Source organism: Catenovulum sediminis (genome assembly GCF_007289895.1).
Classification (GTDB): domain Bacteria; phylum Pseudomonadota; class Gammaproteobacteria; order Enterobacterales; family Alteromonadaceae; genus Catenovulum; species Catenovulum sediminis.
Genome location: NZ_CP041660.1, coordinates 3,411,861 through 3,426,179 on the forward strand (window position 1 = coordinate 3,411,861; position 14,319 = coordinate 3,426,179).

The following is a 14,319-nucleotide window of genomic DNA, read 5'->3' on the forward strand; positions in this document are numbered from 1 at the left end:
GCTATCACTGTCGTAATGCTTCTGAAATTTGTTGTAAAGAGTGACTGCACTTTTGACAGTTATCGATTATTTTTTGGGCTGCCTCTGTTAATTTTTCGGCCGAGCCATTGGACTCAATCAGTATTTTGATCAGCTCTGCTTGCATTGAAATTTGGTTTAGTGGTGTACGCGCATCATGTACTTTTTTATTGAGATCGGGATGTTTATCTTTGTTTTGCATCTTTTACCTCCACTTACATTTTATAGTTCGCCATAGGCGTTGAGTCGGTTGTATAGCGTTTTTGTACTAATTCCTAACATTTCTGCGGCCAGTGTTTTATTGCCATCGACCTCAGACAAGGTCACTTTTATCAATTCTTTTTCAACGTCTTCAATTGTTTGTCCTGCGGATAGGTTTTTATTTAATAATAAATTTTTCTGATGAGAAAATGGTGATTGCAGGTTTTTGGGTAATACGATTAACTGTTTGTCTAGATCGGCCATGATAAAAGCACGGTGAATGACATGTTTTAACTCCCGTACATTACCGGGCCAATCATATGTCTGTAACCTTGCCAACTGCTCTTCACTGACTTGGATGTTTTGCCCCGATTCTTCATTTAATCTATCTAAAAAATAACGAACCAAAGCTGCTATATCACTTTTGCGTTCACGCAGGGGAGGGATTTCTATTGGAAATACCGCGAGGCGAAAATAAATATCTTCACGTAAAATATTGTTTTCTGCTATTTCCGATACCGTCCTGTTTGTTGCTGAAATAACGCGGCAATTTACTTTTACTTCTTTTGTACTACCGAGCGGAACAAGCGTTTTGTTTTCCAACACGCGCAATAAATTAGGTTGCATATCAATTGGCATTTCTGTTATTTCATCTAAAAATAAAATACCTTCATTTGCTTGTTCAAAGACGCCTTTTTTGCTGGCAACCGCGCCCGTAAATGCGCCTTTTTCATGACCAAATAACTCGCTAGCGATGAGTTCTTTACTCAAAGCTCCGCAGTTGGTTGCAACTAACTGTTTTTTTATACCACTGGCAGTGTGTATTGCTTGTGCGACAACTTCTTTACCAACGCCGCTTTCACCAATTAACAAAACGTTGGCATTGGTTTTAGCCACTCTGTTAATCATTTGATAGAGCGTTTGCATTGGCTCTGACTCACCAATTAAGCAATCAAAATGTTTTTGGGGTTTGTTGTCCTGCTTAGCGACTTTGGTTTTGCTGACTTTTCTTTTGTTCAGTGCTTTTTCAAAGTCTTCGCGCTCGATAGGTTTGGTTATATAGTCAATGTTAGGGAGTGATAAATCGGCGATGATAGATTTAATCAAAGGGTGGCCAGTGATTAGAGTTATATTGGGTTTGTGCTGTAGTTTGTTTGTATGCTCAATTAAATGTAACCCACTGCCATCGGGTAGCATAAAGTCTAGGAATATATGATTAAAGAATTCTACTTCCAAGCATTTTTTTGCCTCTTGTAAGCTATTTGAAACACATACATCGTAATCAAGAAACTCCAAAATTTGGCTGGCTACTTCTGTGAATTCAATATCATCATCAACAATTAATACTTTAATCACTATTTTTCCCTTAGATCCCTTGCGAATTGTCAATGTTTATGTGGTCGTAATCCGTTTTTACAAGGTGTGTCATAGTAAGCTAACGTTAAAGGCGCAAATATCGGAGATATTTAATTAAATTTGTGAGTTAGATTTTATTTTAAGTGATTTGGCTGCTTAGTAAGCGTTCAATACTGTGAATGGGCACACAGTGAATAGGTTTGTGCCCATTTATTTAGCATTTATTTACCGTTAATCGTCCAGTGTGATTGGAGATACGAAACCATGCGGTTTTATAGCTAAAACATCGCAATTTACACCATCTAGTAAGTGCTCTGCTGTATTGCCTAGTAGTGCTGCAGATAAACCCGTGCGGCCTACTGTACCCATTATAATCAATTCTGCATCTATTTCTTTAGCAACGTCACTTATCGAGTCTTCTGGCAAACCTTCTGCAATTATGCAGTTATCTTCTTCGATATTGTATTGTTTGGCATATTCCAATACCGAACGCATGTGGTGGGCTCTGATAGCCTGACGATAACTGGTTGGATCAAATTCCGGAATTTCTACAGCCAGGTTAATGGGCGTGCCTGGATAACAGTTTAGTAATTTAGGGGTCGCGTTTAACAAATCGCTGATAAATAAACTGGTTTCTATGATGTTTTTATTCAAGTCAATATGATGTTTCTCTTCGTTTGCTGCATTAATCGCTGCAAGAATTTTGCCTTGTGGTGGCCAATCATGTTCTTTTACTAATAACAAGGGGCAAGGGCACTTTCTAATAAGGTGCCAATCTGTAGGGGTAAATATGACTGAGCGTAGAGTGTGATGTTCGTGCGTCGCTTTGACTACTAAATCATAGTTGTGTTTTAGAGTGTGCTGGATAATGCTTTCAAACGGACGGTTATGCCACACAACTACAGGTCTAATTTGCACGACATGCTCGGCATAGGGTAATAACATCTCTTCTAGCCACTGCGTGCGCTCTTCAATCATACAGCGTCGCATTAACTCTCTCTCATCTTGTGAGAGCATCGTTGTCATTTCATAAGAAAAGTCATATACGACTAAAAATGCTGTGATAGCGGCATCGGTTTTTTGAGAGAGTTCGATTGCGCGTTTCAGAGATTTTTGTTGATCAACGGTCGGGTCAATTACCGCTAATATACGATTTAATTTTTTCATAAATCACCCCCTGATTGTCTTTTAAATGAGTGTAGTCCAGAGTTGGGGTTTATGCTTATTTTTGTTGCAAATTAATTGCACTAGGTGAGCAAGTTAGCGATATCAGTGAGTTTTTCTAAGTTTATGATTTTTATATATTTACCATTAATCTCTAACAGGTTAGCTTTTTTAAACCGATTCAGTAAACGACTAATTGTTTCAACTGTGAGCCCAAGATGATTACCAATTTCGCCTCGCGTCATACTTAATTTGAATTCAAATGCTGATAATCCTCGGGAGCGGAAACGATTAGATAAGTGGGTAATATCGTTATTTAATTTAGCAAACGCAAAATTTGTTGCGTTTTATAGGTTCGCAAACATTTGCATTATAGTCGTAAAAATTGAATATAGGCCAAAACCTATCAAGGTAAAACCAAAAAAGCTGCGGACGTATTTATTTTGGGTGATTTCGGCTAGTTGCTGACTTAACATACCAGACAATAGCATTGCCGGACAGGTTCCTAGACCAAATGCCAGCATGATGCTTGCCGAGTGGATCGGAGATGCTTGCGTTGCAGCCCAAGTTAAAACGCTGTAGACCAGACCACAAGGTAACCAGCCCCAGAGTGTACCGGCGATAAATCGATTAAATTTACCCGGCTGAAAGATTTGTTTATTTGCTGCTGGTGCAATAATACGCCAAGCGCCGCTGAATAGTTGCTCAATTTTTGCCAGCCCCATGTACCATTGACTGATATACAAGCCTAAAAATATTAATAAAAATCCGGACAATAAACGTAATAAATTTAAGATAGGTTTAAAACTGTCTGTCAGCCAGTAGCCGAGTAATCCTATCATTAAGCCTAGTAAAGTATAGCTACTGATACGACCGATATTATAAAGTAGGGTATCTGCCAGGCTTTTTTGCATACCACTGGCCAGTGCTAAACCACCACACATGCCTATACAGTGGCCAGCACCCATTAAGCCTATAACAAAAGCTGAAAATAAATCTGTCATTTTTTGGCGTCAGGTTTATCATCGTCAAATAAAATGCTATAGCCTTGCTTGTTTAAATCTTCAAACTGATTACGTTTTACCGCCCAAAAAAATAGAACAATAGCCGCAATTAAAATGATGATAGCTAATGGAATTAGTACGTAGATTACATTCATTCTTTAAGAAGTCTCATTGAGTTTGTGACAACAATCAGTGAACTTACAGACATGCCGATAACGGCCATCCAGGGTGTTAATATACCAAAAACAGCCAGTGGAAGCGCTAATAAATTATAAACGATTGACCAGCTAAAATTTTGATTTACGATTCTATTAAGTTTTTTTGAGGTCGCAATCAGAAGCGGAATTTTACTGAGATCAGAGCCCAATAATACGACATCGGTATTTTGTTTATTAAGCTCAGCTGCTTCATTCATTGCAACACTGATATCTGCCTGTGCCAAAACAAGCGCATCATTGATACCGTCTCCAACCATCATGATGCCGCCTTGCGAGTCTTTGAGATCCTTGAGTATCGATAATTTTTGCTTGGCAGTTAGGCTTGCATAATAACCTGTGTTTAATTGCATTGCAGTGTTTTTGACTTTAGTGTGCACATCACCACTTAAGATATAAACGGGTGCATCTAGTGCAGTTAAGCTTTCTTTAACACGGTTTCGAATGTTATCTGTAACATTAATATGTGCGATTAATTGGCCATCTATCAGGACATATATCTGCGTATCGTCTAAGTTTTTTAAATGTTCGCTTGCTGCCTTGTTAACGAGTCTAACGCTGCCGACTTGCCAAGTTTGCTTCGCAATTGTTGCTTGAATACCTACGCCTGCAAGCAATTGATAGTTTTCAATAGGGATATCAGCTTTAAAATCGGTAAAAGCACTGGCTATTGGATGCCCACTTGGCTTTTCTAAAGCTGCAACATGGTTCAATAGTTCTTGTTGTGTCAAATTGCAGCTGGGGTAGAGGATAACCGATTCAATGCTGAACTTTCCATCAGTTAGGGTACCTGTTTTGTCAAATGCAAATCGATTGATCTTGCAAGCGTTTTCGAGTGCTGAGGTGTTACGTATTAAGATCCCTTGTTTTTTTAAGCGGGCAGATGCGGCTGACAATGCAGTGGGGAGTGCCAGCGATAATGCGCAAGGACAAGTCGCTACTAATACAGCGACAGCATACCATAAGGCATTTTCGCCTAACCATGTCCAAACTATATAGGTCAGTAAAGATAATAAGATGACACCAATAGTTGCTTGGCGTGCTACTTTGTCGGCTAAATTTGCCAGTTTACTTTTTGACGTACTGATGGTTTCTTGATGTTTGGCTATTTTGGCAAGTGTCGTGGCTGAACCGCAAGCACTGACTTTTATGTAGATACTTTGATCTATTGAGGTGCTTCCTGCATAAACTCGATCTCCTTTATTTTTGACTATCGGTAAGCTTTCGCCATTTAATAAAGCTTCTTCAACTTGGCAGGTTTTTGACAGTAAATAGCCATCAGCAGGGATGCTTTGTCCCGCCTTTACCAATATGCAGTCGCCTTTGTGTAAAGTGTCGGCATGTACCACGGTTGTTTTTGTTGAGTTTTCACCTTTCACTTTATGCGCGACCATAGGTAACAGTTTAAGCATATTGGCAGATATGACTGTGGCTTTTGTTTTGGCCAGATGCTCTAAATATCGACTGGTTAGCAGTAATAAAACAAACATACTGGCAGATTCAAAATACACTTCGCCTGCTTGTGTAAAGGTGGCGTATGCACTGGCAAAATAGGTGCCTAAAATCGCAAAGACGACCGGTACATCCATATTTAAACTTCTATTTTTTAACGCGCGATAAGCTGAATGAATTAAAGGTAACCCGCTATAAAAAATAACAGGTGTAGAAAGTATTAAACTAATCCAGCGAAAAAACTCGGCGAACCCTTGCTCAACAATGCCAAAATAGAGTGCAAATGCAAACATCATAACCTGCATGGTAAATAGACCGGCGACCGCAAGTTGTTTTTGAAAAGATTTGTTGATTTGATGATACTTGTTTTCCAGTTCGGATATTTTAAACGGACTGGGGAGATATCCGATTGTTCTTATTTGGTAAAATAACTCGCTTACCTTTATCTGATCTTTAAGCCATCTAATATGAGCACGATTTTGTGTTAGATTGACGTTAATAGATATGATGTCGGGAAATTGTTGTTTCAAGTGTTTTTCTATGAGCCAAGCGCAGGCGGCACAATGTAAACCGTCGATAGCAATATCTGCGACTTCTTCGTTGCTCTCTTGCCAGACAAATTCTTTTTTAATGCTGTCCGTATCATAAACTTTATCTTGTTGGATATCATCGTTAGATATTTCTGGTTTGTCTGCTGAGCTATCACGATAGCGATAATATTCACTCATTCCACCGCCAAGAATGGCGTTTGCAACAGCCTGACAACCAGCACAACAAACAGCTTGAGGTTGTTGGTTTACCTCAACTGTCAGTGCAACGTTATGCGGAATCGGCTGGCTACAGTGAAAACAATTTTGAGCCATATATTTAATGCGGCGTGATTAAAATTTTGCCTTGATGCGGCAATTGCACGACTTTTTGGACTTTCCAAGATTTATCATGAGGTTCAATCGTTAATTGCCACTTGCCCTCTGTCGCTTTTAATAAATCAGCACTAAAAATGCCATCAGCGCGTGCTGTTGCCATAACCTGTTGGTCTTTATGTGATTGAGTTGAATGATAAAAAGAGACTATTAAACTGGCGATTTGCGGTGCTTTTTGATTTCTATTTACATCGAGTAATATTTGCTGGTCTGAAACTTCGGCAAAGATAGCAATGCCATAGTCTCTTGCAAGTGTTTCACGATCAAACTCTTGATTAATTGCTTTACCTTTTTTGTAATAGTCATCGACAACCATTTCTACTTGATATTCGCTGTAGATACTCATGCGCACCGCTGCAACCAACATAGGCAGCACGATGATTGCGATTAAAACCCAAGGCCAGGGTTCTTTATACCAAGGGCGAACATCTGTTTGATTCATTTAAAACCACTTAAAAAACTTAACAAAAGGGGAGGGTGTTGGGCTGTATTTTACTGAAGTTATAAAAATTAAAAAGCCCTGAATCAGCAGGGCTTTTAGATGTTACTTATTTATTATTAGACAGGCTGTATATGTAAGCTGTTACTAGATGAATTTTGTCTTCACCCAGAATATCTTTCCATGCTGGCATAACACCATTACGACCGTGTCTTAGTGTTTCACTAATTGCGCGTTCAGAGCCGCCATATAACCAGATATCATCCGTTAAGTTCGGTGCACCCATAGGCAACCCATGCGCTATACTACCTTTACCATCTGCACCATGACAGGCCGCGCAGACACCAAATTTAGCTTCACCGGCTTTTGCTAAGGTCGCATCGACTTCACGTCCGCTTAAGCTGATGACGTAAGCGGTTAATTGTTTTATGCCTTGCTCACCCATTGAAGAGGACCAACCGGGCATAACCGCATTTCTGCCGTGCATCAGAGTTTCTTTAATTTTTTCGGGTGAACCACCATATAACCAATCATTATCGGTTAAATTCGGGAAGCCAGTTCCGCCGCGAGCGTCGGACGCATGGCACTGAGAACAGTTCTGCAAATATAACCGTTTACCGATCTCTAATGCATCTTCGTCTTTGGCTAACGTTTTCACATCTTGAGACGCATACTGCTCAAATATAGGTCCAAAAACTGCTTCAGCATCACGAAGTTCCGTATCGTACTGTACGCGATAACCTTCTTCTAATGCTTTAGCGCTTTTTTCTTTACCTTCAGCAATTGTTTGAATGCCTTGAATGGAACTTTTCCAGCCTAAAAAGCCTTCGTAGTTGCCCAGCCCTGGATATGCCAACAAGTAGTAAGCAGCCCATACAGCGGTCGCCCAAAACATTTTTGTCCACCAAGCTGGTAAAGGGTTATTTAATTCTTCAATGCCGTCGAACTCATGTCCCATGGACTTGCCTTCTTCAACACCCGCGTAATTTTTCATGTTCCAGTAGAGTAATGAAAATACCAGAACTAATGTCAAAATGGATAAAATTGCTACCCATAAGCTCCAAAAGGTACTCATGTTGTATCCTCTAATCTTTGTGAGCTTGCTGCTCTTTTTTACGGCTGTCTTTCAGGTCTTTGTCGTCCAGAATAGAGTTTGCCGCATCATCAAATCGTTTTTTACTGTGCTTACTGTAGGCCCACCAGATGATAGCCGCAAAAACGACCATCATAATTATGGTATATATGCCTCGATAAGTGCCGTAATCCATATTATTTCAATGCCGTGCCAAGTGACTGTAGATAAGCAATAAGCGCTTCCATCTCGGTTTTACCCGCGACACTGGCTTTAGCATTTGCTATATCTTCATCAGTATAAGGAACGCCATAGTATTCTTTAAAAATGCTTAGTTTTTTCGCGGTTAATTCACCATCTAAAACATTTTCTTCCAACCATGGGAAGCCTGGCATATTTGACTCTGGAACAACGAGCCTTGGATTAATTAAATGTACACGATGCCATTCATCTGAATAACGACCACCTACACGCGCTAAATCAGGACCTGTACGTTTGGAGCCCCATAGGAAAGGGTGCTCCCAAACAGACTCACCTGCTACTGAGTAATGGCCATATCTTTCGGTTTCTGAACGGAAAGGGCGGATCATTTGACTGTGACAGCCTACACATCCTTCACGGATGTAGATATCACGTCCTTCCATTTGTAGAGCGGTATAAGGTTTTAAACCTTTAACTGGCTCTGTTGTGTCTTTCATAAACATCAGTGGTGTGATTTCCACTAAGGTACCAAAACTAATAGCAATGATGGCAAAAATTGCCAACAGGCCTATATTCTTTTCTACGATTTCATGTTTATTCGCCATGATATCCTCCTACGCAGTCGCTTGAGCAGCGGGAGATGAAATGCTTTCATCCGCTGTTTTGTCAGAGCGAATTGTTCTGATTACGTTATACAACATCAGAATCATACCTGTGACTACACACAAGCCACCAACCCAACGAATAATGTTAAATGGTTTTTTCTGTGCAACAATTTCAATAAAACTGTAGGTTAATGTGCCGTCAGCGTTAATTGCGCGCCACATCATGCCTTCCATCACCCCGGTGATCCACATTGCGACGATATATAACACCACGCCAGCAGTTGCTAACCAGAAATGCACGTTGATTAATTTAATGCTGTACATACGTTCGCGACCAAATACACGTGGAATTAGATGATATAGAGAACCGATAGAAATCATTGCAACCCAGCCCAATGCACCTGAGTGTACATGACCCACGGTCCAGTCAGTGTAGTGAGACAGTGCATTTACCGATTTAATTGCCATCATAGGGCCTTCAAATGTAGACATGCCGTAGAAAGATAATGAAACAATCATAAAGCGCAGAATGGGATCTGTTCTAAGTTTATGCCATGCGCCGGATAAAGTCATGATACCGTTTATCATACCGCCCCAAGAAGGAACAAATAGTACAATTGACATCACCATACCTAATGATTGCGTCCAATCAGGTAGGGCAGTGTAGTGCAAATGGTGAGGGCCGGCCCAGATATATAATGAAATGAGTGACCAAAAGTGAACCACAGATAAACGATATGAATACACAGGGCGTTCTGCTTGTTTAGGTACAAAATAGTACATCATACCTAAGAAGCCTGCCGTTAAGAAAAAGCCTACCGCATTGTGACCGTACCACCATTGCATCATGGCATCAACTGCACCTGCGTAAATGGAATAGGATTTAGTAAAGCTGACCGGTATTGCCATGCTGTTACCAATATGCAGCACCGCTACGGTTAAGATAAACCCACCGTAGAACCAGTTAGCGACATAAATATGAGAAGTTGTTCTTTTTACAATTGTACCGAAAAATACGATTGCATAAGCAATCCATACAATTGCGATCAAAATGTCAATTGGCCACTCTAGCTCAGCATATTCTTTTGAACTTGTCATCCCTAAAGGTAATGAAATAATTGCACAGACAATGACTGCCTGCCATCCCCAAAAGGTAAAGTTTGCAATTTTGTCGCTAAAGATGCGCGTTTGACAGGTCCTCTGAACAACATAATAAGAGGTTGCAAACAATGCACAGCCGCCAAAAGCAAATATTACTGCGTTGGTATGCAGTGGTCTAAGGCGTGAATAGGTAAACCAAGGTGTGTCGAAATTTAATTCCGGCCACACTAACTGAGCTGCAATCAGAACACCAGCAGACATTCCGATCAGCCCCCAGATTACAGCCATTACGGCAAATTTTTTGACTATGTCAAAATTGTAGATAGGCGTTGCAGAACTTGTTGCGCTCATTTTGTATCTTCCAAAGTTCTAAGGCATAAAACTAATAAAGTTTAACCGTCTCGTTAAATAAGGCGAAGCTTATGTGCGGCTAAAAATATAGATAATAGCCTCTTTTGCTCAAAAACCACCCGAATTGAACGGATTTTCAACAAAAAAGTAGTAAGCTGACTAAAATCGGGCAAATTGTATGGGTTTTACGATTAAAAATACAGTCGACTTTAAAAAAAACATGATTTGAGTCAATATCATGTTCAAGTTATCCTCCATTTTTGTAAGTTGGTTAAATTGAATTTAATAAAATATTTAAAACTTGTTTTTATTTTCGCACTTTTGGTTTTACTGGTTGTCGTATCACAACTCAATACAGCCTTTGATGGAGTGTGCGATTTATCAGAGCGCCAACAATGTAGTGCAAAAATGACTAACGTGAATGTTTCTATTGTTAAGTTAAAAGAAATAATTGAATTGGAGTCAGTAAATTATTTTGATGTCGCGTCACCCTCTCAGTTAAACATCAACAGCGCCTGGCTAGAAGGTATCAATATGAACATGGGTAAAATACCCTTGCAATACGATATTTTAGCGAAGGAAGATCAGTTTATTTATCGGTTTTACGTTATCCCTGTGATGTGTAGCGAACGAAACATGCGTTGGCAAGTATCGATAAATATTCAAGATCAGCATAATCAATCACCTTTAAAATTCGAATTTTCAACCAGTTGGTGATCTTGCTATCGAAAACTCTCTGTTATGTTAAAGATTGATTTATATTCGATTTTTAAAAAGAAGGTAAAACGTTTTACTTTTTTCCTTGAAAGCGCTGGTTTTTATGGTTAGTATTTAAAAATATTTTTAGTGGGTGGCGCCCACCTAGACCATTTTGTCTGGTAGGTAGCCTGTTCAGCACATAAACAACTATTAGGTTAAACGTATGACTTGCGAATTTGATCCAACAGAACACCCTCATCGTCGTTACAATCCAATGATTGGTGAATGGGTATTGGTTTCACCTCATCGTGCTAAAAGGCCTTGGCAGGGGCAATCTGAAAAGCCTGATGAAACGGTTAAACCAAGTTACGACGAATCCTGTTATTTATGTGCTGGCAATAAACGTATAACGGGTGAAGTGAATCCAGATTATACCAGTACATTTGTATTTAATAATGATTTCGCTGCACTGATGCCTGACACTGTAGAGTACCAAACAGATGATCCGCTATTTAAATCTGCCTCTGCCCAGGGCTGTAGTCGAGTGATATGTTTTTCTCCAGATCACAGTAAAACCCTGCCAGAGCTGACTCAAAACGAAATAATTCAAGTGATAGATACTTGGCAGTTACAATGCGAAGACTTGGCTAAAGATTATGCGTGGGTACAAGTATTTGAAAATAAAGGTGCGATGATGGGCTGTTCTAACCCGCATCCTCATGGGCAAATTTGGGCGCATCACCACTTGCCAACATTGGCAGCTAAAAAACAAACGCATTTTAGTGACTACTGGCAACAAAACGATAGCAACATGTTGTTGGACTATGCATTAAGAGAATCAAAAAGTGCAGAGCGTGTTGTATGTGAAAATGATGATTGGATCGTGGTCGTACCATACTGGGCTGGCTGGCCCTTTGAAACATTGTTATTGCCAAAATTTAAAGTCACCAGAATGGTGGAATTGAGTGCAGAGCAAAAAGCCAGTTTAGCCGATATGATGTCGCAAATAACCATTCGTTACGACAATTTATTTAATACCTCATTTCCGTATTCAATGGGCTGGCATGGCGCGCCTTATGATGGTGAAGAACACCCAGAGTGGACTTTGCATGCGCATTTTTTCCCACCCCTATTACGCTCTGCAAGTGTTAGGAAGTTTATGGTTGGCTATGAAATGATGGCCGAAGCGCAGCGCGATTTAACTCCAGAGCAGGCAGCAGATAGACTCCGTGGTTTGCCAACTGTTCATTACAAGCAAAATTCTTAAGAGGTTAATAACATGAGCCGTATTGCAAATTTACGTCAGCTATTTAAAGAACATTTTAGTGCTGAAGGTCAGTTGGAAATCCATGCGCCGGGCCGGGTAAACCTAATCGGAGAACATACCGATTATAATGGTGGCTTCGTGTTACCCGCAGCGATTAATTTTGGTACAGATATTGTTGCGGCAATAAGAGATGATTTGATGGTCAAAGTCGTGGCTGCTGATTTGGGACAGAGCATTGTTGAGTTCTCGTTAGACGATATTCAATTTGATAAAGTGAATACGTGGAGTAATTACGTACGCGGAGTTTTGCTGGCACTACGTAAAGTTTTCCCTGATTTTAAGGGCGCAAACTTAGTGGTCTCTGGTAACGTACCACAAGGAGCAGGCTTAAGCTCATCTGCTTCGTTTGAAGTGGCAATATTAAAATGTTTTGCGGCGCTCAATGAACTGCCTTTAGATGGTGTAAAAGCCGCGCTATTGGGGCAGGAAGCTGAAAACGAATTTGTTGGTTGCTCATGTGGCATCATGGATCAGCTTATTTCTGCAATGGGTAAGCAAGGCCATGCGATGTTATTAGACTGTGAATCGCTAGAAATTTCGCACTCTACTATCCCTGAAGAATTAGATTTAATCATTATAAATTCGAATGTTAAGCGTGGCCTCGTGGACAGTGAATATAATACGCGTCGTCAACAATGTGAATCTGCCGCCAAAGCGATGGGATTAGAAACATTGCGAGGCGCTGATTTATCATTGCTGGAATCGCATCAAGACAAGGTATCAAATGATGAATATCGCCGCGCGAAACACGTTATTACAGAAAATGAGCGTACATTAAAAATGTTTGATGCATTAAACGCATCTGACATGGGCAAGATGAGTCAATTAATGCGAGCGTCTCACATTTCTATGCGAGATGATTTTGAAGTAACAACACCTCAAATAGATTACCTAGTTGAAATTATCGATGAGCAATTAGGCGATAAGGGCGGTGTGCGTATGACAGGCGGAGGTTTCGGTGGGTGCGTTGTCGCGTTAGCGCCAAGTTCATTAACGGAATCGGTAAAATCTGTTGTCACTGCTAAGTATACCGACAAAACTGGGTTGGTTGCTGATGTCTTTGTCTGTTCAGCCGAGCAGGGCGCTTTTGCATAAGCGCCTATATTATCATTTTTAACCTAGCTGTGGTTATTTGGAGTCGGCTGCATGAGTCACCGACTCCCTTTTTACGATAGTCGGTGTATATTTAAATGTGTCTTCTAACGATTTATTTTTTCCGTTTGTTCGCGCGCGATTTAACGCGACTTCCGCCGCTTTAACTGCCATCATCTCAATTGGATATCTTAAAGTCGTTAATTTAGGGCGACAGTAACGAGATAACAAAACATCATCAAACCCCATAACCGATATTTGTTGTGGTATTTCTACGCCATGGTCTAACAACATTGACATTGCCCCTGCAGCCATTGCATCGTTATATGAAAGCACAGCGGTAAAATCATGACCCTTAGCCAATAAATTTTGCATTGCAATTTCACCCCCTTCCTGATCGGGTGTGCTATATTCGATGGCGCTGTCAGGTAATTCAATTCCAGCATTCTTAAGCTCATCCTTGATGCCTCTTAAACGCTCACTGGGGTCATCGATTTGGTAATGACTACTAACCATTACGAATTTTTTGTGGCCTAAAGAGAGCAGGTGTCGAGCCATAGTGGCACCGCCAGAGTAATTGTCTAACCATACACACCGATCGGCAATCTGCTCTATATAGCGATTAATTAGAACAAAGCCTGGAACTTGTGAAGCAAAATCAATTAAGGTTTCATCATCTAGCGCTTTACTGTGTACTATCATTGCTTCACAACGATGCTCTAACAGTGTTTCTATCGCTTTAAGCTCAGTCTCTACTTGAATAGAACCTGAACTAAGTAAAACCTGAATATCTTTCTGTCTGGCGACTTTTTCAATACCATAGGCAAGTGTCGCGAAAAACGGATCAGCTAATTCGGCAAGAACAACACCCAGCGACGGATTTCTTTGAGTTACTAATGCACGTGCATTCGCATTTGGACGATAACCCATTTCTTTCATTATTTCTTTGATCCGGGCGCGTGTTTTATCGCCTACTTTAGGACCATTATTTATCACTCTGGATACGGTTGCCAGTGATACGCCTGCTGCTTGTGCAATATCTTTTATTGTTGCCATTGGTTTCTCAAAGGGTGAACGTTTTCATAGGTGGTTGTGTAAA

General features: G+C 40.4%; 15 protein-coding genes and 1 pseudogene. 3 read left to right on the forward strand and 13 right to left on the reverse strand.

The window, feature by feature from the left end; genetic code table 11:
- Positions 1 to 4: 4 nt before the first annotated feature.
- The 12 genes and pseudogenes from FNT16_RS14450 to ccoN all read right to left on the reverse strand — a co-directional run bounded on the left by FNT16_RS14450 (position 5) and on the right by ccoN (position 10,102).
- The gene (locus FNT16_RS14450; protein ID WP_143872237.1) at positions 5 to 220 is read right to left on the reverse strand and encodes a histidine kinase dimerization/phospho-acceptor domain-containing protein; all 216 of its coding nucleotides are present in this window, start codon (positions 218 to 220) and stop codon (positions 5 to 7) included.
- A 20-nt stretch (positions 221 to 240) separates the two neighbouring features.
- Positions 241 to 1,575 carry a sigma-54-dependent transcriptional regulator gene (locus tag FNT16_RS14455; RefSeq protein ID WP_143872238.1) on the reverse strand — a complete coding sequence of 445 codons (1,335 nt, stop codon included), beginning with the start codon at positions 1,573 to 1,575 and terminating at the stop codon, positions 241 to 243.
- A gap of 231 nt (positions 1,576 to 1,806) precedes the next feature.
- The gene (gene uspE, locus FNT16_RS14460) at positions 1,807 to 2,742 is read right to left on the reverse strand and encodes a universal stress protein UspE (protein WP_143872239.1); all 936 of its coding nucleotides are present in this window, start codon (positions 2,740 to 2,742) and stop codon (positions 1,807 to 1,809) included.
- Between the two features lie 80 nt (positions 2,743 to 2,822).
- Positions 2,823 to 3,047, reverse strand: a pseudogene (locus FNT16_RS14465) (helix-turn-helix domain-containing protein); the annotation flags it as partial.
- 39 nt (positions 3,048 to 3,086) lie between these two features.
- Positions 3,087 to 3,743, reverse strand: coding sequence for a sulfite exporter TauE/SafE family protein (locus FNT16_RS14470; protein WP_143872241.1), 657 nt, complete (start codon positions 3,741 to 3,743; stop codon positions 3,087 to 3,089).
- Complete coding sequence (ccoS, locus tag FNT16_RS14475; RefSeq protein ID WP_143872242.1) at positions 3,740 to 3,898, reverse strand: cbb3-type cytochrome oxidase assembly protein CcoS; 159 nt, start codon at positions 3,896 to 3,898, stop codon at positions 3,740 to 3,742. The genes FNT16_RS14470 and ccoS overlap by 4 nt, the downstream gene beginning before the upstream one ends.
- Positions 3,895 to 6,273 carry a heavy metal translocating P-type ATPase gene (locus FNT16_RS14480; RefSeq protein ID WP_143872243.1) on the reverse strand — a complete coding sequence of 793 codons (2,379 nt, stop codon included), beginning with the start codon at positions 6,271 to 6,273 and terminating at the stop codon, positions 3,895 to 3,897. The genes ccoS and FNT16_RS14480 overlap by 4 nt, the downstream gene beginning before the upstream one ends.
- Before the next feature lie 4 nt (positions 6,274 to 6,277).
- Positions 6,278 to 6,775, reverse strand: coding sequence for a FixH family protein (locus FNT16_RS14485; RefSeq protein ID WP_143872244.1), 498 nt, complete (start codon positions 6,773 to 6,775; stop codon positions 6,278 to 6,280).
- Between the two features lie 106 nt (positions 6,776 to 6,881).
- Positions 6,882 to 7,847 carry a cytochrome-c oxidase, cbb3-type subunit III gene (gene ccoP / locus FNT16_RS14490; protein WP_143872245.1) on the reverse strand — a complete coding sequence of 322 codons (966 nt, stop codon included), beginning with the start codon at positions 7,845 to 7,847 and terminating at the stop codon, positions 6,882 to 6,884.
- 10 nt (positions 7,848 to 7,857) lie between these two features.
- On the reverse strand, positions 7,858 to 8,040 hold the full coding sequence (locus FNT16_RS14495; RefSeq protein ID WP_143872246.1) for a cbb3-type cytochrome oxidase subunit 3: 183 nt from the start codon (positions 8,038 to 8,040) through the stop codon (positions 7,858 to 7,860).
- 1 nt (position 8,041) lies between these two features.
- Positions 8,042 to 8,650 carry a cytochrome-c oxidase, cbb3-type subunit II gene (ccoO, locus tag FNT16_RS14500; protein WP_143872247.1) on the reverse strand — a complete coding sequence of 203 codons (609 nt, stop codon included), beginning with the start codon at positions 8,648 to 8,650 and terminating at the stop codon, positions 8,042 to 8,044.
- Between the two features lie 9 nt (positions 8,651 to 8,659).
- Complete coding sequence (gene ccoN / locus FNT16_RS14505; protein WP_143872248.1) at positions 8,660 to 10,102, reverse strand: cytochrome-c oxidase, cbb3-type subunit I; 1,443 nt, start codon at positions 10,100 to 10,102, stop codon at positions 8,660 to 8,662.
- Positions 10,103 to 10,378: 276 nt separating this feature from the next.
- Between ccoN and FNT16_RS14510 the strand changes: the two genes are divergently transcribed.
- From FNT16_RS14510 to galK, 3 genes are all read left to right on the forward strand, one after another.
- On the forward strand, positions 10,379 to 10,819 hold the full coding sequence (locus tag FNT16_RS14510) for a hypothetical protein (protein ID WP_143872249.1): 441 nt from the start codon (positions 10,379 to 10,381) through the stop codon (positions 10,817 to 10,819).
- Between the two features lie 205 nt (positions 10,820 to 11,024).
- A complete protein-coding gene (locus FNT16_RS14515) occupies positions 11,025 to 12,068 on the forward strand; it encodes a UDP-glucose--hexose-1-phosphate uridylyltransferase (protein WP_143872250.1) in 1,044 nt (347 codons plus the stop codon).
- Positions 12,069 to 12,080: 12 nt separating this feature from the next.
- Positions 12,081 to 13,223, forward strand: a complete 1,143-nt coding sequence (gene galK / locus FNT16_RS14520) for a galactokinase (RefSeq protein WP_143872251.1) — start codon at positions 12,081 to 12,083, stop codon at positions 13,221 to 13,223.
- 33 nt (positions 13,224 to 13,256) lie between these two features.
- On the opposite strand, the gene FNT16_RS14525 is transcribed toward galK, so the two are convergent.
- Complete coding sequence (locus tag FNT16_RS14525; RefSeq protein ID WP_143872252.1) at positions 13,257 to 14,276, reverse strand: LacI family DNA-binding transcriptional regulator; 1,020 nt, start codon at positions 14,274 to 14,276, stop codon at positions 13,257 to 13,259.
- Positions 14,277 to 14,319 lie beyond the last annotated feature (43 nt).